Here is a 22,204-nt window from a genome sequence, read left to right as displayed (position 1 = left end):
TTTGTACTATGTACATTGAAGTGCTTTTGCACATACCTTATAATTTTGTCAAGCAATCCGCAAGGTAATTATTCAAAATAGACAAATTTTTGGAGGTGCTTTTTTATGAAAAAACTAACGCTTCAGGAAATTAAGGACACTTTGGTTGGCTGCACCATTCTTGGTACAGGCGGCGGCGGCTCCTTAGAGAGCGGGTTAGAGGCCATCGAAAAAGCTTGGAACGCCGGGCACGAGTTCAAATTGCTCTCCTTCGATGAAATCAACGATGACAGCTACTATGCCAATCCTTATTATTGCGGTTCTATCGTTCCCAAGGGCGATAACAGCCAGAAACGCGGAGACGAGATCGCCACCTCGGTGAAGGCCCTGGAAGAGTACATGGGCGTTCAGTTTGAAGGCCTTGTTTCGATTGAGTATGGTGGCGGAAACACCGGAGCAGTCATGGCCGCCGCAGCTCGTACGGGTAAATACATTGTCGATGCAGATGCAGCCGGCCGCGCAGTGCCGGAGCTTCAGTTTTCCACTTATTATGTGACGGAAAACCCCATCACGCCTTTCTCTGTCGGTACTTCATTCGGCGACATGGCAATTGTCACAAACGTTGAAAATGATGCTCGCGCAGAAGCGCTCTCCCGCTATATGGCAATCGGATCCGGCGGGTTGGTTGGTATGACCGATCACCCGATCAAGGGCGACAAGCTGCGTCACGCGGTCATTCCCAATGCATTAACGTATGCAGCTACTGTCGGTCGTGCCCAAAGAGAAGCCGTTGAGCGCGGTTCCGATCCCATTCAGGCGATCTTGGACACAGGAAAGGGTAAGCTGCTTTTCCAGGGAACTGTCACCGGCGAGTCCGAATGGGGCATCAAGGAGGGCTTTACCGTTGGCACGATTCACATTGCCGGCGAGGACGCTTTTGCGCACCAGACCGCGAAAATCTGGTACAAGAACGAGAACATGGTAATGTGGATCGACGACAAGGTAAATCTCACTTGTCCGGACCTCATTTGTGTGGTGGAAAAAGCTACCGGCTACCCCATCACCAATCCGAACTGCGTCGAGGGAATGGAGGTTGCCGTTCTCGGCTTCCACTGCCACGAGCTCTGGAAGCGTGAACGCGCATTGGAGATCCTTAATCCCCGATTCTTTGGATTTGATATGGATTGCGTCTTCCTTCAGGACTGATCGCACAAACCTGCAACGAACTCTTGTGATTTAGGGAATGAATCTGTACCGAAATAGACAAGTACTCTTTTTACGTCAACATCTTGCAGAGGGCGGCCTATTTCGGTACAATTCAAACCCAAGCAGTAGATTCGATCACAGTAGGGAAGAACCATCATATGAGACAGAAATAGCCAAATGACATATTACGGGAGGCAAAAATATGAGCAATAATACTGCAACCAAGGCTCCGTTGGAAGAAAAGTACAACGACTACGAAAAAACTCCAGTCCCCGAAACCGCCAGACAAACTTGGTATCAGCAGGGCATGGTATGGCTTGGCGCGGGATTTGGCCTGAGCGGATTAGCTACCGGCGGTGTGCTTGCCGACGGTCTCACTTTCCGGGACATGCTTTTAGTCAGCATAATCGGATCTATTATTATCACCATCATCGGTACGCTCAATGCTCTTGTTAGCGAGCATACCCATCTTTCTACTTCTTTTACCTGCCGCCGCTCCTTTGGTATACAGGGGGCCAAGATTATCGGTATTATTCTCTGCATCTCCAACTTTGGTTGGTACGCATTCCAGGCAGACCTGTTCGGTACGACGATTGCTTCTGTCATCAAGCATGTTAGCGGAAGCTCTGTCAATCCTGTGATTTTTACAATTATCGGCGGTATCACTATGTCGCTGACCGCTATTTTCGGGTTTAAGGCAATCAAGCTTCTCAGCGAAGTGGGCTTGCCGCTGCTTGCGGTTCTCTGCGTCGTTGCCGTTTGGAAAACAAGCTCCATGATTTCTTTCAGCGACATCTGGAACGCTGGGCCGGTCAGCACGCCGATCACCATTCCCATGGGCGTCGCCACCGTCGTCGGTTCCTTTGCCGTAGGCGTTACAATGGTAGGTGACTTCAGCCGCTTCTCTAAGTCCAAGCGGGACTGCATGATCGGCGTGAGCATCGGACATTGCTGGGGATACATTCCCATCTTGATGTGCGGCGCATTCTTCAACTACGCCTTCCACAACTGGAATATCGTGGAAGTTATGATTCTGTCCCTCGGCTTGGGCCTGTTTGGCGCTCTTGTGTTGATCATCGGTCAATGGACCACGAACGACAACAATCTGTATACCAGCGTACTGGGCCTTATGAATACTCTGGACGGCATCAGTAAAGTCCCCCGCATGCGCCTGACCCTCATTGTCGGTTTGATCAGCACTGCAATTGCTGCAGTTGGCTTGTATAAATACTTTGTGACTTTCCTCTCGTTGTTAGGCGTGTTCATTACCCCAATTGGCGGTATCCTGATCGCTGACTTCTATATCTGCAACCGGAAAAACTATGATGGAGGCGACGCTCCTCAGGGAATCAAGTGGGACGCCATTGTGTCGTGGGCTGTGGCCTCGTTTGTCGGTGTTACCATGACAGCTCGCCCTGTGGGTCTTGGTTGGTTTGTCGCGGTGGGTGATGTGATCCCCGTTCCCCTGATCTGCATTGCAGTTGCTATGGTGCTGTACGTGGTAAGCCAGAAGATCCAGAATAAGGCTGGTGCAGTTTAATGGATAGCATGCAGCGCGTTCTTTCTTACTTCCGTGAAATCTGCAGCATTCCCCGGCGCTCTGGCGATGAATCAAACGTAGCGCAGTATTTAATCGAAACAGGAAAGCGCCTCGGTTTGTGTGTTGATCAGGATAACCGCGGAAATGTGGTTCTCCGTAAAACAACTTCCAGAACAACGCCGCCTACAATTCTCCAGGCTCATATGGATATGGTATGGGAATCGACGGGAGCTGCTTATCAAAAGGGCGTATCATTGCACGAAACTGATGAATGTCTTCATGCAGTCGATTCGACCTTAGGCGCAGATAACGGAATCGGGATGGCCTTGATTCTCGCACTGATGGAAGACGACACGGTACATAATATCGAGGGCCTTTTTACAATAGATGAAGAAACCGGTATGACCGGTGCCAAAGAATTGGACGCATCCCTTGTTTCCGGTACCCGGCTGATCAATTTGGATAGTGAAACAGAAGGGACATTCACTATTAGCGCCGCAGGCGGTCTAAATATCATTTTGAATGCCTCCGTTGAATGTCACAAGCAGTCACGGTTTCATAACCCCAAAGTTCTCAAGCTCTCTGTATCCGGCCTAAAGGGCGGCCATTCCGGTCTTGATATTGGAACCCCACATCTCAATGCCATTCAGATTTTGGTTCGCTGGCTTCGCAGCTGCCCCGCTTCAAACTGGGAATTGCTCGAACTGCGCGGCGGTACACGTTCCAACGCGATTCCGGTTTGCGCAGAAGCTCTCATTCAGGTCGGCGATACATCTTCAGAAGAAGAATGGAAGCTTGCCGCCAGCGCAATCACCGCTCAGACAGAATCTGTGGATCACGGAATTCTTCTTCAGACTTCATTTGAGGCACCGATCTGCAAGCAAGCGTATACGGATTCTTTCCGCGATCAGCTGCTCTCTACGCTTGCCACCTTGCCTCACGGTGTATTGCAGCGTACCCCAGAAATAATCCAGCTTTCCAGTAATTTAGCCACTGTCCGCCAGCTTGACGATAATATTGAAATTGTGGAAAGCCTGCGTGCTTCTTCTCAGGCATTGCTCAGCGAAGGAAGAGACCTTGTCGTTCGCACCGCTGACCGCGCTTCGTTCCGATCTTCTCAGCAGGATTACTATCCGCCCTGGGAATCTGAAAAAGATGTTCCGCTGCACGCACTGTTTGCACAAACCTATCAATCATTATTTCAGCAGACCTGCATTATGGAAAATGTTCATGCCGGTGTTGAATGCAGTATTCTCCAGGAACGCTGTCCCTTCATTCGGGAAATGATTTCTATCGGACCAACCATTCGCCATGCGCATACAGTTCAAGAAAACGTAAATCTTTCCTCGATCGACAGGGTATACCAGCTGTTAAAAGCAGTGCTGCAGCAGCTTCCTAACTAAAGTAAGGAGAGCAAGCCTATTTCGTGCTTGCTCTCCTTGTGCGTTTTCTCATGGGCTTGTTGAAGAAGGGAAAGAGAAAGGCTATATAGACGATGCGGACCTGACTGATGCAAATATTGATAGCTTTTTGAAATCTGTATTATTTGTAATAGATGACGATAAGCAACCACGCGAATATGTAAAAGCCATCATAAAGCAGCATCCCAATATCATTCCTGAAGACAAAGTACTCGATGCAAAGGATAAAACAATCCGTTTGCTCAATGAACTGATTGCAGATGAAATGATCAGGAAAACCGGTAATGGCAGGGGAACGAAATATCTTATTAAATGCTAGTGGATAAGTGCTTCCTAGGCGGGCTGAACAGCCCGCCCGGAATGCTTCTGTCTCTGTGACAGCCGCTATGATATGGATCAATCGCTGTGCTTACAGCGCGCCGACCAGCTCGAGGCTGGGCTTCAGAGTCTTTGCACCCGGCTTCCAGCGGGCGGGGCAGACCTCGTTTCCGTACTCACGCACGAATTGGCAGGCCTGAAGCTTTGGGAGCAGCTCCTCGGCGTTTCGGCCGACATTACCCGCGTTCACCTCATAGGAGACGATTCTGCAATCCGGGTCTACGATGAAGCTGCCGCGCTCTGCGACTCCCTCATCTTCGATCAGCACCTCGAAGTCCCGGCTGAGTGTGTGGGTCGGGTCCGCCAGCATAGGGTAGCTGAGTCCTGAGATGCTCTCAGAGTGGTCGTGCCATGCCTTGTGGACGAAGTGGGTGTCACAGGAGACGGCGTAGATCTCACAGCCGGCCTTTTGAAAAGCTTCGTAATGCTCCTGGAGATCCGAGAGCTCTGTCGGGCAGACGAAGGTGAAGTCCGCGGGATAGAAGAAAAAGACGCTCCATTTTCCCCGGATATCCTCTTTACTCACTGTCTTGAAGCTGTTGTCGTGGAATGCCTGTACGCTGAACGCGCTGACTTCCTTGCCTATCATAGACATAAAAAGACTTCCTTTCTTTGAAAATTCTTTGAAACCGGGATTCGGATACCGCCCCCTGTAATCTTCCTTCTGTAAAGGTTTTATATGACTAACAAAGGGGCTTTTTGAAAGCGGAAATTGTTTCCGCTGTTTTTAATATACAGTATTTGGGGATATGTCAATTTAAAATCGATAAAAATGGTAGAAAATGAGTGAGAGCAAATTTCTTCCGGATACGTGCGGGATATCGCTTAGAGAGGAAAACTGAAACTGCTGTTTGAAAGAGAGAGAATAAAAGCTATAATAGAGTGGTATCTCAGAGAGACGGAGGAGCGCCATGTTTTTCTTTATCGGTATGCACAGCACGCGGAAGGACTGCGGGATTGAGGGCTATCACCGCTGTACGCGCTGCGGCCATGTGGGGGACTGGCATCTGTATAAGGAGACGAGCTGGCTGATTCTGCTCATTATTCCGATTCCGGTCCGGGTGCGCTACTACTGTGCCTGCCCCGGCTGCGGCGGAACTGCTAAGATGAGCAGGGAGGCGTTTCAGGCGGCGCTGCGGGAAGCGGAGCACTGAGGCCGGAAACACGGGGGCTTTCGGGGCAAGACTGAGACGGATGTCGGGCAAGTGTAACGGTAAATCTCTTTGAAGAGATTGTCCGGGAAGCGCCGACAAGGGAGACAGAGTCGGCGGCGGGAGTATGTGCCGCTGTATCAATGGCAGAAGGAAGAGCCTTCAGGCGAAAGGAAGAGAGATGGAACAGGATTATATTGCGCAGCTCACGGAGCGCTATCCGGAGCTGAAGACGATCGAGGCGGAAATAAGAGAGGCATACCGCGTACTGGAGCGTTGTTACGAGGGCGGAGGCAAGGTGCTCGCCGGAGGGAACGGCGGCAGCGCCGCAGACTGCGAGCACTTTGTGGGTGAGCTGATGAAGAGCTTTGTGAAGCGGCGTGCGGTTCCGGAGGACTTTGCGCGTTCTCTTCAGGATCTCCATGCGGAGCGCGGTGTCAGTCTTGCCGCGGGACTTCAGGGGGCGCTGCCCGCGATTGCCATCTGCGGACATGAGGCGCTGACCTCTGCCTACGGAAATGATGTGGACTGGATGCTGGCCATGGCGCAGCAGGTGTATGGCTACGGGGAGGAGGGCGATGTGCTCCTCGCGGTGACGACCTCGGGGAACTCCGAAAATCTGCTCTACGCGGCGGATGTCGCGCGGGCAAAGGGAATGAAGATCATCGCGCTGACCGGAAAGACCGGAGGAAAGCTGGCTCCGCTCTCGGATGTCGCGCTCATCGTCCCGAAGACGGAGACCTATCAGATTCAGGAGCTGCATCTGCCGATCTACCATGCGCTCTGCCTGCAGCTTGAGGAGCATTTCTTCTCATGATGCGGCAGGGAGATGGTATGGAGGCGGGAGCAGGACAGCCGGAGCGCTTCAGCCACAGCTTTGCGGTCTGTGCCTACGGGGACTCCCCCTATCTGGAGGACTGCCTGAGATCACTCCGGAGACAGACGCTGTCCTCGGAGCTTCTCATCTGTACCTCGACGCCGAGTGATCACATTGCGTTGCTCGCAGAGAAATATGCCGCGCGGCTCTGCGTGCGGGACGGCGTTCCGGGGATAGGAGCGGACTGGAACTTCGCTTTTTCCAGAGCCTCAGGTATGTTTGTGACGCTGGCGCATCAGGACGATGTCTACGGGCGGCACTACACGGAGCGCCTTCGGGCGGCGGCGGAGCGCTGGGAGGATCTCGCGCTCTTCACGACGCAGTCCGCGACTCTGAGGAACGGAAAGATACAGCGGGCGGGCGCGCCGGAGCTGGTGAAGCTCCTGCTCCGCATGCCGCTGCGGCTTGAGGGGCTTGCAGACAGGACGGCGCTGAAGCGGCTGGTGCTGCGTCTCGGGAATCCGGTGATATGCCCCTCCTGCGCCTACAGAAAGTCGCTCTGCGGCGCGGCACCCTTCTCGGAGCGGCATAAGTTCATACTTGACTGGGAGTTCCTCTATGAGCTCGCCGCCCGCGGCGGGCGCTGGATCTGCGAGGAGCGCCCGCTCCTTTTGTACCGCGTACACGCGGACGCGGCAACCGCTGTCTGCATCGGCGATCACGTGAGGGAGCAGGAGGAGGCGGAGATGTTCCGGAGGCTTTGGCCCGCAGCAGTTGCAGACGGGATACTGCATTACTACAGGAGAAGCTATGAGGCATACACGAAGTAGAGGGGGAGTGGTGCTGTTTCCCGCCGCGCTGTGCGGGAGTGTGCTGTCTGTCCTCCTTCTCTGGAGGAGCGGCTTTCTGCCGGAGCAGTTTGCGGACTGGCGGACAGGCGCGTTGTTTCTGGAATTGTTTTTGCTGCTGGCGCTCTTTCTGTTTGCAGACCGGGCGCTGCCGGAGGGGAGTGTGAAGTATGGAGGCTTTCTCCTGATTGGCAGCGGATTTCTGTGGGTACACAGGGCTTTTCTTCCGCTGCTTGTAAGTCTCCTCTGGATGCTCGCTCTGCTGCTGCTCGGAGAGCTGCTGCTGATCCCGGGGCGGAGGAGAGGTGCGCCGGTGTCCTTGGATCTCACACACGTTTCGCAGAATTTTCTCACGGGCGCGGCGCTCTGGATCTGTCTGGTCTGCTTTTTTTCTCTCTTCGGTTTTGGCGGACCGGGCTTTATACGCCGCATGGCCCTGTCTGTCGCATTGCTTTCAGTGCTCGGTCTCTTTCTCTTCCGGCGTGCGGGGCTGCTGCCGCTGACGGCTGTGGAGCTTCCGGCGGAGCGCGCTTCACAGGGGAGGGAGAGGACGGTCTGGCTGCTTGTCTTCACCCTGCTCCTGCTTCACGCGGGGCGCATGAATATCACCCTCGATTACGATTCTCTGCACTACGGCCTGCGCTCCTTCTATGTGCTGGATAATGGCCGCGGGATCTATGAGAACCTCGGCGCGGTGAATGCGGTCTACTTCTATCCGAAGGGGATGGAGCTGCTCGTGCTGCCGCTCTCCGGCACGGCGAGCTACGGATTCGTGCTGGGCTTCTCCTTCTGGTGCGGGGTATTTCTACTGCTGTTGATCCGCAGCGCGGCAGGGCGCTGCTTCGGGAGAGAGGCGGGAACGGCAGCTATGTTGTTCACTGCCTGCATTCCGGGGGTTATGAATCTCACGAGCTCAGCGAAGACGGATATTTTGACGCTGCTGGCGCAGTTTATGTTTGTGGATCTCTTTCTGCGGGGCGTCTCGCCGGAGGCGGGACGCGGGGAGCGGAGAGGAGTGGCGGCGGTGCTGCCGCGCTGGAGTGCCTTCTTCTGGGGACTCTGTATGCTCATGCTCACGCTCACGCTGAAGCCGACCGCACTGGTCTTCTCCGGCGGTCTGGTGATCGCGGCGCTCCTGTTTCAGCTCTTCACCCCTGCGGCGCGCTTTCAGCTTCCGCTGACCGTGGCTGCGGGAGAGGAGGAAGAGACAGAGAGCGCCGGGGCGACCGCGGCGCGGCGCGGCGCTGTGCGCGCACTGAGGAAGCGGCTGCGGTCGGAGCTTGCGCTGCCGCTGCTCCTCTCGGCGCTTGCCCTGCTGGGGGTGACGTACCGCAGCTTTCTTCTGAGCGGCTATCCGCTGGTTACGGTCTTTACGGGGCTCTGGGAGCAGCTCGGCATGCGGGGACATTATCCTCTGCTGACACAGACCCTTCCGAACGCGGCCTCAGGGCTCTGCGGACACGCGGCGCTCCGGCATCTTCTGGAGCGGATATTTGCGCTCTGTCTCGCGCCGGTCACGGAGGAGGACGTACATATCCTGATTGCGTGGGGCACGGTGCTATTTCCCCTTCTGCTGCTTGCTGCTTTGCTGCGCCCGCAGAGGCGGAGGGCGGAAGCCATCGGTGCTGCGGAGGCAGCGGGGAGTGCAGAGCTTTCTATGGCGGCGGGGCCGGGGGAGCAACGGGCCAGGACAGCGCTCCGGGCGCTCTGCTTCCTGCTGGGCGTGCTGCTGCTTCTCGACTGCATTTCCCTCCTCATGCTCTATCAGGTGGACGGGAACTACTACAATCTGAGCTATGTGCTCGCCGTATGTGCCGCGGTCGGCGCGTGGAGGGAAGAGGAGCGGACGCTGTGCCGCGCTCTGTCGCCTGCGCTCCTCGCAGCGGTCTTCTTTATGGGGCTCACGAACTGGGCGGGGGCGCGAGGGCTCACAGAGCCGAAGCTCAATCACTATGGTTTCTACGATCATCGCTCGGATGTGCGGGACTGCATGATACGGGAGGGAAATGAGCCGATCTACCGCTATCTTAAGAATAACCCGCGGCTCCGCGTGATGGTGATGGAGTGGGAGCCGGAGTGCTATCTCCTGCCGTGCAGCGTGCAGAGCTACACGGATCTGGAGGGGAGCGGGGGCAATGTGCGGCTCGTGAAGACGCTGAATGCGTTCAGGGACTATCTGGAGTATGCGGATATCAGCCTGCTCTGCGCGGAGGAGAGCTTCCTCTCCGCGCACAGCCGGGCGGAGGAGATGCTTCGCTATATGCAGGAGGACGGGAGCATCACGACGCTGATCTGTCAGGAGGGACACACACTGTATGAGTATCATCCGGGAATCAGAGACTAGGATCAGAGAGCTGCAGACGGATCTTTTGCTGGCTGCGGCGCTCTTTGCGTGGACTTTTTTTGTGAACCGCGGCTTTCGCATCTCAGGGCTCTACATGGACGATCTCTACATGTGGTCCTGCTGGGGAGAGCAGAGCTTTCTGGAATATGTCTTTCCGCTGAACTCCACGCGCTGCCGCTTTGTGTACTGGATGGCGGCGTGGGCGGAGCTCGCGCTGGTGAAAAACCATCTCGGCTGGATTGTCCCGATCAATCTGCTGCTGAACGCGGCACTCGGCGTATTTCTGTACGGCTTTGCGCGGAAGCTCTCTAAAAGCCGCGTCGTGGGAATCTGGGCTGCACTTCTCTTTCTCAGCTCTCCCTTTGCCTATTATCAGGTCGGACAGCTGCTTGGGCTGATGGAGACCATGGGACTGTGCTTTGCCCTCGCGCAGTGCTGGTTTTTGTACCGATACCGGAAGGAGAGACAGGGACACAGCTTTTATCTCGCGCTGCTCTTTTATTTTCTGAACTGCTTCACGCATGAGCGCTACATGGTGCTGCTGCCGATGTTTTTCTGCTGTTTCCTCTTAAAGCGGGAGAGGCGCTGGCAGCGCTGGCTCTCGCCGCTCGTGACCTTCCTCGCGGTGATGGGGCTGCGCGTGCTCATGATCGGGACGCTCTCCCCGGCGGGAACAGGGGGGACGCAGGTTACGGACACCTTCACAAAGCGCGGCGCGCTCATGAATCTGCTCTCGGAGCTCTTGTACTGCATGGGGGTGAATGCCGGACCGGAGCATCTGAACGGACTGCCATGGGAGCTGACTCCCTTCCCTGTGAAGCTGCTGGTGCTCTTTGCAAATCTTCTCATGCTGCTCTTCCTCGCGATGGCAGTCTTTGATCTGCGGCATATGAAGCGCTATGGTATCTCCGCGGGCGCGCTGCTCGGCGATCTGGTCTTCTTTCTGGGCTTTGCGCTCGGCTGTGCGGCTGCGGCTGCAGTGACCATACGCGTGGAGCTCCGCTGGGTCTATGCGGTCTATACCTTTCTGCTGCTGCTTGCCGCCATGCTCTTCGGCGTGCGGCGGCGCGTGCGCCTCAAGCGGGACGCAGACCCAGAGGCGCAGCAGCGCTACAGCATCTCGGATCATCTTCCGCTTCTGGTGCTGTGTGCCTTTCTGCTGCTCATGCTTCCGGTGCAGCTCTGCTACCGGAATCATGCGGGGAAGATATACCTCTTCCCCAACCAGGCGCGCTACAATTCCCTCGCGGATGTGAGCTACGGGAAGTACGGGGATGCGATCTTCGGAAAGGAGATCATCATCATCGGAAACAGCTATGAGATGAGTGAATTTACCGCGGAGACCTTTTTTAAGACCTTTGATCCGGCGCGCAGGGCGGCGGGAACCACTGTGCGGCATGTGGACTCCGCGCTGGATTTCGGACAGGTCACGGACTCCATGCTGGTCTACATGGAGGATCCGGCACATGATGGTTTCCTTGATGCGACGGAGCTCGTCAGGAGCATGAAGCTCTCTGCGGAATACGGATACTATCGGGACGGATGGATGGACGAGCGCGCAAAGCTCACGCTCCTCACAGGCGGGAGCGGAGAGATCGTGCTGCAGCTCATGTACCCCGGAAATCTGCGGGGAGACGAGCGCATTTTTGTGCAGCAGGACGGCGGAGAGGTACAGGAATACCCGCTGGAGGCAAATGTATCGGAGCTTCGGCTTGCGGCACCGCCGCGGCAGCTCGTGACACTTTCGTTTTCACAGAATTTTTATGTGGAGAATGCCGCGGAGCAGCGCGGAGAGGACAGGCTTTCGATGATCGTAAGCTTTGTCACGGACTGAGGAGGGCGCAATGGGTAGAAAAACAGCGGCGCGTCTCCTGCCGGTCTTCGGTTTCCTCTTTCTGACGGCGTACATACGCTCCGCAGCGCTGAATGTCGTCTACACAGACTACATACGCCTTGTGAACAGCTATCTGGCAGATGTGCTCAGTCCCGCGCCCTACCTGCACGGCGATATTCTGACCCGGATTCCGGCGAACTATCCGGAGCGCATCCTGAATGTGCTGCTCTTTCACTACAGCACGAGCTTTGATATGATGCTCGGCGCACTGGGGCTCGCGCTCTCCGCCTTCGTGCTGGGAGCCTACTGCCTGAAGCGCGGTATCTCTGCGCCGCTCACCGGTGGGCTGGTACTGCTTCTCTTCTCCCTGAACAAGTGGGAGATGCTCTTAAACGGCTCGGGCTGGGTTCACTTTGCGGCCTTTGCGCTCTTCTGGTACCACTATCTGGTCTACGACCGCTATCTGGCGGGAGAGGGGCGCAGAGGAGACGCGCGGCGGCTGCTCGTGCTTCCGTGGCTCACGATACTCTGCTTTGCGGGGCCCTACTGCGGCGTCTATGCGGTGACGCTGCTGCTCGCAGACGGCTTTATGCTGTGCTTCATGCGGACGGACAGGCGCGCGGCGCTCTGTCGCATGCTCTGCACGCTGCTGCCGCTGCTTCTGTATCTGATGAGCCGGGCGCTGTCCGTCGAGGAGCGCGCAGGGGCCACCACGGAGCCCATTCAGCTGGTACTGCAGACGTATCCGCTGTTGCTGCCGCGCTTCTTCCTCCGCTCCTTTGCGTCCCCGGTGCTGGGGCTTGAGACCGCGGAGGATATGGCGCTTGCGGGGCTGCCCATGACGCTGCTCGGCGCGCTGGTGTTTGCAGGCTATGTCCGGGCTTTCTGGCTGAATTTCCGCGGGAGGCTCTACCGGCGCACGAGCTTTCCCCTTCTGCTGCTGACAGCGGGCTTTCTGAACCATGTGCTGGTGACGGCGGCGCGCTGGATCTTCCTAAACGAGAGCTACGGTATGAGCTCCCGCTATGCGCTGCAGTACCAGATCGGCATTGTGGGCGTGCTTTTAAGCTTTGCGCTGTCTCTCCAGGCTGCGGAGGAGGAAGCGGGAGATGCAGGCGGCGGGCCGGGAGATGCGGCGCGCTGCAACAGTGCGCTGCGGCGGGGCAGGCGTCTTTTGCTGCTCGGCTGTGCGCTGGTCTTTTTTGGAAATATTCTGACGACAGCCCGGGAGATCCGCGTCGCGCCGTACCGTCAGGAATATTTTTACAGGATGCGTGAGGTCGCGCTGGATTTTGAGAACAGGAGCGACGAGGAGCTGAAGCAGGTGTTGCAGTATCATGATCCGCAGCGGATCAGAAAGGCACTGACGCTACTGAAGGAGCGCAGGTTGAATATATACTATGAATAACGCATATGGATTGCAGGCAGTACAGGAAGCAAATTTGAAGGTGCTGAAGGAGATCGACAGGATATGTGAGAAGTATCGCATCTCCTATGCGCTCGACGCGGGGACGCTGCTCGGAGCCATACGGCACGGCGGCTTCATTCCCTGGGATGATGACGCGGATATTGTGATGACGCGGAACAGCTGGGAGGCGTTTCGGAAGGTGGCTGCCCGTGAGCTCCCGGAGGGAATGCGCCTTCTCCTGCCGGAGGATTTTGCGGGCGGGCGCCGCTTCTATGACTTCACGCCCCGCGTGCTCTACGAATATTCCCGGCGGAGACAGCCGGATGAGGAGAGCGCCTATTACGAGGAGAAGCTGAATCACCTCTGGGTGGATATTTTTATCCTGGATCGGCTTCCGGACGGAGCGGCGGCCTCGCGCGCGACTCTGCTTCAGCAGAAGGCGCTCTATGCGCTCGCAATGGGACACCGCCGGAGAGTGGAGATGAAGAAGTACACGCTGCCGCAGAAGCTTCCGGTATTTGGCGGGAGCAGTGTGGGGCGGGCGCTGCCCATGCGTCAGCTGTTCCGGCTGCAGAACCGGCTCGCAAAGGCGGCCAATAAGCGCCGCACCGCGGAGTGGTACTACAGCAACTATGATCCGGGCTATATTGATATCCGCCTGAAGGATATCTGGGTCTCGGAGCGCATACACATCCGCTTTGAGGACACGGTGCTCAGCATTCCGGCGCATTACGACGAGATACTGAAGTGTATTTACGGGGACTACATGAATCTGCCCCCGAGGGAGGAGAGAGTGCCGTCCCACGGGAGCACGGATATAGAGATCTATGGATGAGAAGAGATTGCTTTCGCTTGTGGTGTCGGTGTACAACGAGGAGGCGGCGCTCCCCCTCTATTACCGCGCGGTACAGCAGGTGCTGGAGAGCTGCGGCTGGGAGTATGAGCTGATCTTTGTGAATGACGGGAGCAGGGATGGAAGCAGAGAGCTGCTGCGAAGGCTGGCGGAACAGGATGCGAGTGTCCGTGTGATCAGCTTTTCCAGAAATTTCGGACATGAGGCCGCGATGATCGCAGGCATCGACGCGGCGGCAGGAAGTGCTGTTGTCTGCATGGATGCGGATCTGCAGCACCCGGTAGAGAGCATACCGGAGCTGCTCCGGCTCTTCTCGGAGGGCTACGACGTGATCAGCATGGTGAGAACCGAGAACCGCTCCGCGGGTATCATCAAAAATATCACCTCAAGCGGCTTTTACGCGGTGATGAATGCGATGAGCGGAACAGATTTTCAGAAGAATGCGTCAGATTTCTTCGGGCTCTCCGCCCGGGCGGCGGCGGTGCTGCGCTCGGATTACCGGGAGAAGGTGCGCTTTCTGCGGGGCTACGTGCAGAGTCTCGGCTTCCGGAGCACCGTGCTGCGCTACGCGGCGGGAGAGCGCGCCGCGGGACACAGCAAGTATTCAATCCGGAAGCTGTTCCGCTTCTCTATGAACACGATCATGAGCTTCTCCGAGCTGCCGCTGCGGCTCGGCATCTATGCGGGCGTGGGCTCTGCGCTGCTCGGCATGGCGATACTCGTGTATTCACTGATTATGAAGGTGAAAAACGGCGCGCCGGACGGCTACACCACGCTGATTGTGGTGATCTGTTTTATGTTTGCCGTGCTCTTTCTGCTGCTCGGAATCATTGGGCAATATATCGGTGTGCTCTTTCAGGAGATCAAGGGGCGGCCCATCTATATTGTGGAGGAGAGACTGAATTTTGAGGGCAAATCAGAAGAACTCCTCGTCGAAGAGCGCGGAATCAAAGAATTCCCGCAGGGTCAGCTGAAAGCCGGAGGCGATGCGCTCCAGGGTGGAGAGAGAGGGATTGCCCTTTCCCTCGGAGAGCGCGGAGAGCAGCGTTGATTTCGGGAGGCCGGCGCGCTTTGCGAGCTCGTAGAGCGAGAGGTTCTGTTCATCGCAGAGCTCATGGACACGGAGCAGGAGTGCACGGGAGGCGATCAAGCGTGCACCTCCTGCTTCGCCTTTTTTTCTCCTTCACCTGTCTCGTTGCACTGCGGCGCCGGAGCCTTGGTGCGCTCCTCTTTGAGATAGTGCTCCGCGTCTTTGAAGAAGGAGGCGATGATCACAAGCATGATGATACCGACAGGGAAGGCGGCGATGATGGAAACGGTCTGCAGATTTGCCATGGAGCTCTCAGAAAAGAGCAGGGCGATGGGCAGGAGGATGAGGAGTATGGACCAGAAGAGCTTCACTCTCCGGTCAGGCTCCTCGTTCTCCTGCATTTCCTTGTAGGAGTAGTCGCTCGCCACGATGGCGATGGAGTCGAAGGAGGTCGCATAGAAGGCAATCATAGTGAGGGAGAGGAGGATCAGCACCAGGCGGTACAGGGGGAGCGTCTCCAGCATGGCGATGACTGCGGCGTAGAGATTGCCGCCTGCTGTATAGACAGAGAGCAGATCCAGCTTTCCGAACATCTGGAGCCCCAGACCGTAATTTCCCAGTATGATGAAGGAGGTCCAGGTTCCGGTGAGCCCGAAGAAGTAGCCGCCCAACACCAGCTCCCGCACCGTGCGGCCGCGGCTGATCGAGCCGATGAAGAAGGGAGTCGCCACGCACCACACCATCCAGTAGGCCCAGTAGAAGATGGTCCAGTTCTGCGGGAAGCTGTTCGTCCGGAGGGGGTCGGTGTAGGTGCAGAGGGAGATAAAGTTCTGCGCGACTGTGCCGATGGCGCTAAGCCCCGTCTCAAGGATGTAGCGCGGCATCCCTCCGGCGAAGAGCACAAAGGCGAGCAGCGCGAAGAAGAGCCAGCTGCAGGAGGCGGCCATCCAGGAAACACCGGAGATCCCGAACCAGGCGCAGATGGTGTAGAGCAGGCAGATCACGATGAGGATCGCGATGGTGAGTGCGGTGGTGTTCGGAACGCGAAGGACAGTGGAGACAGCCTCTGCGAGGAGCGGAGCGGAGACGGAGAAGGTCGTCGCGGTTCCGGCGATGAGGGCGAAGACAGCGATGAGGTCTATGAGCCGTCCCGCCAGTCCGTCCGTGTGCCTGCCCAGCAGCGGGCGGCAGGCCTCGGAATACTTCTGTTTGCTGCGCTTCCGCACGTGAATCATAAAGGCGAAGGCGACAGAGAGCGCCATGTAGAAGGCCCACGGCACAGGACCCCAGTGGAAGAGCGGATAGGCGCTGGCCCAGTCCTGCATCTCCCCCATGACGAGCACATGCGGCTCCGTCGCATAGATCATCCACTCGCCGAGGGAGTAGAAGAGGATATCCGCCGCGAGCCCGGCGGTGAACATCATTGCGCCCCAGCGGAACGCGCTGTACTGCGGTCTGCTGCCGCCGAGGCGTATACTCCCGAAGCGGGAGAAGGCCATGTAGAGTGTCATGAGGAAGATGCCGAGTCCGAGAATCAGATAGTACCAGCCGAACTCCTCACCAAGAAAGCTGCGCATGCTTCCGAGCAGGGTTGCGGAGCCCTGTGGGTCTATAAAGAAAGTCAGGCAGAGCGCCAGAATTGAAAAAAGGGGGAGCAGAGTCACCAGCCAGTCGATGCGTCGATGTAAGGGAATGTTCATTTTTTGTAAAATCCTCCTAATATTGAACAATTTACCATCCTTTTGTGTCGACTGCAAGACAAAGTTTTTAAACTTTTTATAACCTTTCCGAAAAAAGCTGTTAAAACGGAGTTGCTTCTTATATAATCCCAGATGTGCCGGAGAGGCACCCTTTATTCAGAATCTATATGCATGAGGTGAAGAGAATGAGCAAGCGAGGCTTCAGAGGGAGCAGAGGTATGGCAGCAGCACTTGCGGCGCTGCTCGCTGTTGGAATGGCGGGCTGTGTGCCGAAGCGCGGCACGCTTGCCGAGCAGGCGGCTGCGTCTGCTGCGGCGGAGAAAGGCCCCAATATGGCGATTCACGGAGGGATCACGCTGGACTTTGATGAGGCGCAGGACAGCTGTGAGGAGATACTGGCAGATGAGGAATATACCCTCAGCAGCTACATCGACAGCTTTGTGGATGAAGACACGAAGACTGTGAATCTGATCTGGCCGCTCAGAGCGGAGGCCACGGAGGAGGATGGGGTGCGCTACGCCAATGCGATTATCCGTGCCTTCAACGACGCCTGCGCGGAGCAGGATTTTTCGATTGCGGCCTCCACGGAGGACTCCTGGGGCGGACTCTACGAGAAGTACGCCGTGAATGTACAGGTTTTCAGAGAGGGCGATATCCTCACTCCGCAGAACTATCTTGTCAGCATGACTGTGCCGGCGGGGCAGCAGGTGGAGCTTGTGCCCTTCTCTCAGTATGACGGTGTGAACGAAGTGATACTGAGCGACGGTCCGTCTCTGATCCCGGGCGGGAAGTACAGCGGAGATCTCGAGGCACTGGAGAAGCAGAACGAGGAGAATGCAGCGGCCCGCGAGAGCCTCGCGGCGGAGAAGCGTGCGGCGGCTGAGGCTGCCGCCGCTGAGTCTGAGGCGCAGACGAAATAAGAGGGGGACGGGATATGAGAGCTTTCAGAAGGAGAACAGGGGCACTGGCACTGGCGCTCTGCATGGGGTTCAGTGCCGCACTGATGGCCCCGGGGGCAGTATCGGCCGGCGTTGTGAAGCGCAGTGCGCGGCAGAGCAGCGCAGCAGCTGTGCAGGAGAGCACGGCGGGGAATACTGCACTGAGCTCCGGGAACACGGGGAGAGTCGTGGACACGAGCCTTGTCTCGGTGGACGGCGGCGCAAAGGAAGAGACACGTCCGGCGGCGCTGGATCAGGAGACGAAGGATGCCGTCGCCGCGACGACTGCGGTCGGTGAGAGCCAGGCGGCCGTGGCTGCTGCGGGGAGCCGAGGGACCGAGGCCAAGGTGGTGATGAGCAGTCTCTTCGGCGGTGATGAGCTGATGATGGTGGCGCCGCGCACGGTGGGCCAGCAGATGAGCTTTATTATTACGACGAAAAACGGAAGCCTGATTGTGATCGACGGCGGTGTCCCGGGGGATGCTCCGCACATGAAGCAGCTGCTTCAGCAGAAGGGCGGCCATGTTGCGGCCTGGTTCATCTCCCATCCGCACTCCGACCATGTGGGCGCTCTGACGGCAATCCTGAATGATACGGAGTCCGGTATCACGATAGACAATGTCTACTATCACTTCACAACGCAGGATTGGTACGAGGCAAATGAGGCCTACCGCGCGGATGTTGTGCGTCAGTGCACGGAGGCGCTCTCAAAACTCAGTCCGGCGGCGCGGCATCCGCAGGTGCACAAGGGGGAGCAGATTCAGATCGACGATGTGAAGATCACGGTTCTGAACGATCCCTACTTCTTCCAGACCAATGCGATCAATAACTCCACGGTGGTATATCGCATGGAGATGGGCGGAAAACGCCTCCTCTTTCTCGGCGACCTGGGCGTCGAGGGGGGCAACCGCCTGCTGAATGAGTACAGAAATAATCCGGGAGAGCTCCGGGCGGATATTGTCCAGATGGCACATCACGGTCAGAGCGGCGTGGACAGAAATGTCTACGAGGCGGTGCGTCCGACCATATGCCTCTGGTGTGCGCCGGCATGGCTCTGGAACAATGACAACGGCGGAGGCGTGAACAGCGGAAACTGGAAGACGCTGGAGGTCAGAAACTGGATGCGTCAGCTCGGAGCGAAGACCCATGTGGTCGCAAAGGACGGAGATCAGGTGCTGCGCTGATGGAGAGAATGCATGAAGCGGGAAGCCTGAGGGCGCTTCTGAAGGGAAGAAGGGTGGTTTTAGCCTCCGCCTCTCCGCGGCGGAGGGAGCTCCTAAAGCAGATCGGGATCACAGCGGAGGTGCAGCCGAGCCGGAAAGAGAAGAGCGCGGCAGCGGCGACATCAGCCACGTTCGTGAAGGCGCTTTCCCGAAACAAGGCAGAGGATATTGCCGCCGGACTGCCGGAGGGGACGCTTGTGATTGCTGCGGACACCATTGTGGTGCGTGACGGCGAGCGGCTCGGGAAGCCGAAGGACAGGGAGGAGGCAGTCGCGATGCTCCGGAGCCTCTCCGACAGGGAGCACAGCGTGTACACCGGTGTGACGCTTCTGCTCTGCGGGGAGCGGCGCGTGAGCTTTTATGAGAGAACCCGCGTGCAGGTCTATCCGCTCTCAGAGGAGGAGATCCGCGAGTACGTGGACAGCGGAGATCCCATGGATAAGGCCGGGGCCTACGGCATACAGGGGCCCTTTGGCGCATATATACGCGGAATACGCGGAGATTATACAAATGTCGTCGGCCTGCCGCTCGGCAGGACGGTACAGGAACTGAAGAAACTGCTGCGTGAAGCAGTGAGCTGCTAGTCAGCGCTGCGTTCGTTGCGCGTGCTTTGCGCTGTCACAGCACTGCTGCGTTCCGCACCTTGGTGCCGCTATGGCGTCACGGCATATGCTGTGCAGGGCGTGTCAAAAATACAGATAGGAGAAAAATATATGAAGAACCCGGTTGTCACAATTACAATGGAAAACGGAGATATTATGAAGGCGGAGCTCTATCCGGAAATCGCGCCGAACACGGTGAATAATTTCCTGAGCCTCGCGGGAAAGGGCTTCTATGACGGGCTCATCTTTCACCGCGTGATCTCCGGCTTTATGATTCAGGGCGGAGACCCGGAGGGGAGCGGCATGGGCGGCCCGGGCTATGAGATCAGGGGAGAGTTCCGTCAGAACGGTTTTCAGAACGAACTGAAGCACCTGAGAGGCGTGCTCTCCATGGCGCGCGCCATGGATCCGGATTCCGCGGGCAGCCAGTTCTTCATCATGCACGCAGACGCGCCTTATCTCGACGGACAGTACGCGGCCTTCGGAAAGCTGATCGAGGGTGAGGAGACGCTGGACAGAATCGCGGGAGTGAAGACGGACCACAGCGACCGTCCGCGCAGTGAGCAGAGGATGAAGAGCATGACCGTGGAGACCTTCGGGGAGAGCTATCCGGAGCCGGAGAAGGCGAGATAAGTGAAGCGAAGCTTTTATGTCCGGGTCACGGAGAGCCGCGGCTGTACGGTCACAGTTTCGGATGAGCCTTGGCAGGGGGAGCTCGCGGTTACGGGAGAGGATGCCGTGACACCGGAGCGCATTGTCGCTGCGGCGCGGCGGAAGCTTAAGCTACCTCTCATCATCGCAGAGACGGAGCGGCTGCTTCTGCGGGAGCTCTGTATGGAGGATCTTGCCGCGCTCTGCGCGCTGCGTCTCACAGAGGCGGAGCGGGAGCTGCTGGGGCCGCAGGCTGCGGGACTCTTTGAGGAATCCTGTCTCCGGAGCTATATAGAATATCAGTACAGCTTCTTTGGCTATGGGATCTGGGCTGTGCTGCGCAGGGATACAAGGGCGCTCGCGGGGCTCTGCGGCTTCTCACCCGGGGAGCCTCCGGAGCTCGGATATTGCATTGGGAGAGACTACAGGCGGCTCGGCTACGCGACGGAAGCGTGCAGGGCCGCGTTTCGCTATGCAGAGCAGGAGCTCGGCTTTACGGAGGTCTGCGTGCGGATACGGCGGGACAATACGGCCTCTCTCGCGTTCTGTGAAAAACTGCGTCCGGCTCTGCGTGACGACAGCCCCTCTTTACAGAGCCGTTTTTTTATCTTATAATTTTGTATACAAAAAACGGGGGTAGTACAATCCTATGCAGGCTTTCATTTCCGAGAGGGCATACGCAAAAATAAATCTGGGGCTCGATGTGCTGAGGCGAAGGAGCGACGGCTACCATGAGCTCCGCATGGGAATGCAGACTGTGAGTCTCGCGGATGAGCTGACAATCGAAAGAAGCGGGAGAGGGGACGGCGGGATCGAGCTGCTCTGTGACCGTCCGGATCTTCCGACGGACGGCAGAAATCTTGCGTATCGTGCGGCGGAGGTCTTTTTGCAGCACTTAAAGATCACAGAGGGCGTCAGCATCAGCCTCCAAAAGAATATTCCGGCGGCAGCGGGACTCGCGGGGGGCTCGGCGGACGCGGCGGCAGTGCTGCGCGGGCTGAACAGGCTCTTTGAGACGGGGCTCTCTGTAGAGACGCTGCGGGAGCTCGCCCTGCCGCTCGGCGCGGATATTCCCTACTGTGTCACGGGGGGAACTATGCTTGCAGAGGGAATCGGGGAGCAGCTCACAGCGCTGCCGGCGCTTCCCGGATGCAGCATCGTGCTGGTGAAGCCGGAGTTTGATCTCTCAACCGCCTTTGTCTACGGGAATCTTCATGTCGGAGAGCTGCCGTCAGAGGCGCATCCCGACATGGATGCGGTGATCGCAGCGCTTCGGGCGGGGGATTTGAAGCGGCTCGGTGCAGTGATGAGGAATATACTTGAGCTTCCTGCCGGAAGAGAGCATTCGGAGATACAGGACATAAAAGATACACTCACGGAGGCCGGCGCCTGCGCGGTGTCCATGAGCGGCAGCGGCTCGGCGGTATTTGGAATTTTTGAGGATGGGCAGATGGCGGAGCGCTGTCCCGCACGGCTCCGGGCGAGGGGGTTCACCGCGGCGGAGATCTGTCTCACGACGCCGGTCGGAGCCTGCTCCGGTCCCGGATATGGAAATTCACACAGAACAGGAGGAAAAGATGCCGGATGATCTCAAAATCACAGTAAATGAATACATGCCGCTTCGCGATGTGGTTTTTCACACCCTGCGGCAGGCGATTCTGAAGGGAGAGATGGAGCCCGGGGAGCGACTCATGGAGATACAGCTCGCCAAAAAGCTCGGAGTCAGCCGCACGCCGATCCGCGAGGCGATACGGAAGCTGGAGCTTGAGGGGCTGGTGCTCATGATACCCCGGAAGGGCGCGGAGGTCGCCGGGATCACAGAGAAGAACCTGCGCGACGTGCTGGAGGTGCGGCGCTCCCTTGAGGAGCTTGCCATCGAGCTCGCAGTGCAGCGCATGGACGAGGCTGATATCGCCCGGCTTGAGGAGGCGCGCATCAGCTTCCGGGAGGCGCTGAATACAAACGACATGATACGCATTGCGCAGGCAGATGAAATGTTTCATGACGTGATTTATGCCGGAACCTACAATGACAGGCTGGTGCAGATGCTGAACAATCTGCGGGATCAGATGTACCGCTATCGTCTCGAGTATATCAAGGACACCGGAAAGCGGCAGATCCTCATGATAGAGCACGAGAATATTCTCAGTGCGGTGAAGACAAGGAACTTGGAGCTCGCGAAGCGCGCCATGCGTGAGCATATCGACAATCAGGAGATCACGATCTCCAGAAATCTTGCGCAGGATCTGAGTCAGAGGCAATATCTTAAGTAAAAGAAGGG

21 protein-coding genes and 1 pseudogene are annotated in these 22,204 nt (G+C 57.3%); 19 read left to right on the top strand and 3 right to left on the bottom strand.

Going from position 1 to position 22,204, the window contains the following annotated elements; genetic code table 11:
* Nucleotides 1-105 precede the first annotated feature (105 nt).
* From J2S20_RS07370 to J2S20_RS07355, 4 genes are all read left to right on the top strand, one after another.
* Complete coding sequence (locus tag J2S20_RS07370) at nt 106-1,185, top strand: DUF917 domain-containing protein (protein ID WP_307254651.1); 1,080 nt, start codon at nt 106-108, stop codon at nt 1,183-1,185.
* A gap of 202 nt (nt 1,186-1,387) precedes the next feature.
* Entirely contained in the window at nt 1,388-2,725 is a 1,338-nt protein-coding gene (locus J2S20_RS07365; RefSeq protein ID WP_307254649.1) for a cytosine permease, read from the top strand.
* The gene (gene pepD, locus J2S20_RS07360; RefSeq protein WP_307254647.1) at nt 2,725-4,128 is read left to right on the top strand and encodes a beta-Ala-His dipeptidase; all 1,404 of its coding nucleotides are present in this window, start codon (nt 2,725-2,727) and stop codon (nt 4,126-4,128) included. Before J2S20_RS07365 ends, pepD begins: the two co-directional genes overlap by 1 nt.
* A gap of 127 nt (nt 4,129-4,255) precedes the next feature.
* Nucleotides 4,256-4,465 carry a hypothetical protein gene (locus J2S20_RS07355; RefSeq protein WP_307254645.1) on the top strand — a complete coding sequence of 70 codons (210 nt, stop codon included), beginning with the start codon at nt 4,256-4,258 and terminating at the stop codon, nt 4,463-4,465.
* A gap of 90 nt (nt 4,466-4,555) precedes the next feature.
* Here J2S20_RS07355 and ahpC read toward each other — a convergent pair whose 3' ends face one another.
* A complete protein-coding gene (gene ahpC, locus J2S20_RS07350) occupies nt 4,556-5,119 on the bottom strand; it encodes an alkyl hydroperoxide reductase subunit C (protein ID WP_307254643.1) in 564 nt (187 codons plus the stop codon).
* Between the two features lie 316 nt (nt 5,120-5,435).
* Here ahpC and J2S20_RS07345 point away from each other — a divergent pair, with 316 nt between their 5' ends.
* The 8 genes from J2S20_RS07345 (at nt 5,436) to J2S20_RS07310 (ending at nt 14,830) form a co-directional block, all read left to right on the top strand.
* A complete protein-coding gene (locus J2S20_RS07345; protein WP_307254641.1) occupies nt 5,436-5,678 on the top strand; it encodes an SIR2 family NAD-dependent protein deacylase in 243 nt (80 codons plus the stop codon).
* A 178-nt stretch (nt 5,679-5,856) separates the two neighbouring features.
* On the top strand, nt 5,857-6,492 hold the full coding sequence (locus J2S20_RS07340; protein ID WP_307254638.1) for a D-sedoheptulose-7-phosphate isomerase: 636 nt from the start codon (nt 5,857-5,859) through the stop codon (nt 6,490-6,492).
* Nucleotides 6,489-7,322: a glycosyltransferase gene (locus tag J2S20_RS07335; RefSeq protein ID WP_307254636.1), complete on the top strand. Its 834-nt coding sequence runs from the start codon at nt 6,489-6,491 to the stop codon at nt 7,320-7,322. The genes J2S20_RS07340 and J2S20_RS07335 overlap by 4 nt, the downstream gene beginning before the upstream one ends.
* Nucleotides 7,303-9,684: a hypothetical protein gene (locus tag J2S20_RS07330; protein ID WP_307254635.1), complete on the top strand. Its 2,382-nt coding sequence runs from the start codon at nt 7,303-7,305 to the stop codon at nt 9,682-9,684. The genes J2S20_RS07335 and J2S20_RS07330 overlap by 20 nt, the downstream gene beginning before the upstream one ends.
* On the top strand, nt 9,656-11,518 hold the full coding sequence (locus tag J2S20_RS07325) for an ArnT family glycosyltransferase (protein WP_106612083.1): 1,863 nt from the start codon (nt 9,656-9,658) through the stop codon (nt 11,516-11,518). Before J2S20_RS07330 ends, J2S20_RS07325 begins: the two co-directional genes overlap by 29 nt.
* A gap of 10 nt (nt 11,519-11,528) precedes the next feature.
* Entirely contained in the window at nt 11,529-12,926 is a 1,398-nt protein-coding gene (locus tag J2S20_RS07320) for a hypothetical protein (RefSeq protein ID WP_106612082.1), read from the top strand.
* A complete protein-coding gene (locus J2S20_RS07315) occupies nt 12,919-13,761 on the top strand; it encodes a LicD family protein (RefSeq protein WP_106612081.1) in 843 nt (280 codons plus the stop codon). Before J2S20_RS07320 ends, J2S20_RS07315 begins: the two co-directional genes overlap by 8 nt.
* Nucleotides 13,754-14,830, top strand: coding sequence for a glycosyltransferase family 2 protein (locus J2S20_RS07310; protein ID WP_106612080.1), 1,077 nt, complete (start codon nt 13,754-13,756; stop codon nt 14,828-14,830). Before J2S20_RS07315 ends, J2S20_RS07310 begins: the two co-directional genes overlap by 8 nt.
* Here J2S20_RS07310 and J2S20_RS12340 read toward each other — a convergent pair.
* Together J2S20_RS12340 and J2S20_RS07305 are read right to left on the bottom strand one after the other, a co-directional pair.
* Nucleotides 14,789-14,929, bottom strand: a pseudogene (locus J2S20_RS12340) (helix-turn-helix domain-containing protein); the annotation flags it as partial. The gene J2S20_RS07310 and the pseudogene J2S20_RS12340 overlap by 42 nt on opposite strands.
* On the bottom strand, nt 14,926-16,509 hold the full coding sequence (locus J2S20_RS07305) for a BCCT family transporter (RefSeq protein WP_307254628.1): 1,584 nt from the start codon (nt 16,507-16,509) through the stop codon (nt 14,926-14,928). The gene J2S20_RS07305 and the pseudogene J2S20_RS12340, both read right to left, overlap by 4 nt.
* A 218-nt stretch (nt 16,510-16,727) precedes the next feature.
* On the opposite strand from J2S20_RS07305, the gene J2S20_RS07300 reads away from it, so the two are divergent.
* From J2S20_RS07300 to J2S20_RS07270, 7 genes are all read left to right on the top strand, one after another.
* Nucleotides 16,728-17,429, top strand: coding sequence for a hypothetical protein (locus J2S20_RS07300; RefSeq protein ID WP_146137136.1), 702 nt, complete (start codon nt 16,728-16,730; stop codon nt 17,427-17,429).
* A gap of 14 nt (nt 17,430-17,443) precedes the next feature.
* Nucleotides 17,444-18,631 (top strand): ComEC/Rec2 family competence protein, encoded by a 1,188-nt coding sequence (locus J2S20_RS07295; protein WP_106612076.1) that lies wholly within the window; start codon nt 17,444-17,446, stop codon nt 18,629-18,631.
* Complete coding sequence (locus J2S20_RS07290; protein WP_307254625.1) at nt 18,631-19,254, top strand: nucleoside triphosphate pyrophosphatase; 624 nt, start codon at nt 18,631-18,633, stop codon at nt 19,252-19,254. Before J2S20_RS07295 ends, J2S20_RS07290 begins: the two co-directional genes overlap by 1 nt.
* Before the next feature lie 129 nt (nt 19,255-19,383).
* Nucleotides 19,384-19,905, top strand: coding sequence for a peptidylprolyl isomerase (locus tag J2S20_RS07285; protein WP_106612075.1), 522 nt, complete (start codon nt 19,384-19,386; stop codon nt 19,903-19,905).
* Nucleotides 19,906-20,538: a GNAT family N-acetyltransferase gene (locus J2S20_RS07280; protein ID WP_106612074.1), complete on the top strand. Its 633-nt coding sequence runs from the start codon at nt 19,906-19,908 to the stop codon at nt 20,536-20,538.
* A gap of 34 nt (nt 20,539-20,572) precedes the next feature.
* Entirely contained in the window at nt 20,573-21,511 is a 939-nt protein-coding gene (gene ispE, locus J2S20_RS07275) for a 4-(cytidine 5'-diphospho)-2-C-methyl-D-erythritol kinase (RefSeq protein WP_106612073.1), read from the top strand.
* Entirely contained in the window at nt 21,501-22,196 is a 696-nt protein-coding gene (locus J2S20_RS07270; RefSeq protein ID WP_106612072.1) for a GntR family transcriptional regulator, read from the top strand. The genes ispE and J2S20_RS07270 overlap by 11 nt, the downstream gene beginning before the upstream one ends.
* Nucleotides 22,197-22,204 lie beyond the last annotated feature (8 nt).

The organism is Moryella indoligenes, assembly GCF_030812885.1.
In the GTDB taxonomy this organism is placed as follows: domain Bacteria; phylum Bacillota; class Clostridia; order Lachnospirales; family Lachnospiraceae; genus Moryella; species Moryella indoligenes.
This window is presented reverse-complemented; position numbering and strand designations above follow the sequence as displayed.

Coding starts and splice junctions, on each gene's coding strand:
- J2S20_RS07320 (WP_106612082.1), top strand. CDS start 11,529: ATGGGTAGAAAAACAGCGGCGCGTCTCCTGCCGGTCTTCGGTTTCCTC.
- ahpC (WP_307254643.1), bottom strand. CDS start 5,119: ATGTCTATGATAGGCAAGGAAGTCAGCGCGTTCAGCGTACAGGCATTC.
- J2S20_RS07345 (WP_307254641.1), top strand. CDS start 5,436: ATGTTTTTCTTTATCGGTATGCACAGCACGCGGAAGGACTGCGGGATT.
- J2S20_RS07340 (WP_307254638.1), top strand. CDS start 5,857: ATGGAACAGGATTATATTGCGCAGCTCACGGAGCGCTATCCGGAGCTG.
- pepD (WP_307254647.1), top strand. CDS start 2,725: ATGGATAGCATGCAGCGCGTTCTTTCTTACTTCCGTGAAATCTGCAGC.
- J2S20_RS07305 (WP_307254628.1), bottom strand. CDS start 16,509: ATGAACATTCCCTTACATCGACGCATCGACTGGCTGGTGACTCTGCTC.
- J2S20_RS07285 (WP_106612075.1), top strand. CDS start 19,384: ATGAAGAACCCGGTTGTCACAATTACAATGGAAAACGGAGATATTATG.
- J2S20_RS07370 (WP_307254651.1), top strand. CDS start 106: ATGAAAAAACTAACGCTTCAGGAAATTAAGGACACTTTGGTTGGCTGC.
- J2S20_RS07270 (WP_106612072.1), top strand. CDS start 21,501: ATGCCGGATGATCTCAAAATCACAGTAAATGAATACATGCCGCTTCGC.
- J2S20_RS07315 (WP_106612081.1), top strand. CDS start 12,919: ATGAATAACGCATATGGATTGCAGGCAGTACAGGAAGCAAATTTGAAG.
- J2S20_RS07335 (WP_307254636.1), top strand. CDS start 6,489: ATGATGCGGCAGGGAGATGGTATGGAGGCGGGAGCAGGACAGCCGGAG.
- J2S20_RS07300 (WP_146137136.1), top strand. CDS start 16,728: ATGGCAGCAGCACTTGCGGCGCTGCTCGCTGTTGGAATGGCGGGCTGT.
- J2S20_RS07295 (WP_106612076.1), top strand. CDS start 17,444: ATGAGAGCTTTCAGAAGGAGAACAGGGGCACTGGCACTGGCGCTCTGC.
- J2S20_RS07330 (WP_307254635.1), top strand. CDS start 7,303: ATGAGGCATACACGAAGTAGAGGGGGAGTGGTGCTGTTTCCCGCCGCG.
- J2S20_RS07290 (WP_307254625.1), top strand. CDS start 18,631: ATGGAGAGAATGCATGAAGCGGGAAGCCTGAGGGCGCTTCTGAAGGGA.
- J2S20_RS07325 (WP_106612083.1), top strand. CDS start 9,656: ATGAGTATCATCCGGGAATCAGAGACTAGGATCAGAGAGCTGCAGACG.
- J2S20_RS07310 (WP_106612080.1), top strand. CDS start 13,754: ATGGATGAGAAGAGATTGCTTTCGCTTGTGGTGTCGGTGTACAACGAG.
- ispE (WP_106612073.1), top strand. CDS start 20,573: ATGCAGGCTTTCATTTCCGAGAGGGCATACGCAAAAATAAATCTGGGG.
- J2S20_RS07365 (WP_307254649.1), top strand. CDS start 1,388: ATGAGCAATAATACTGCAACCAAGGCTCCGTTGGAAGAAAAGTACAAC.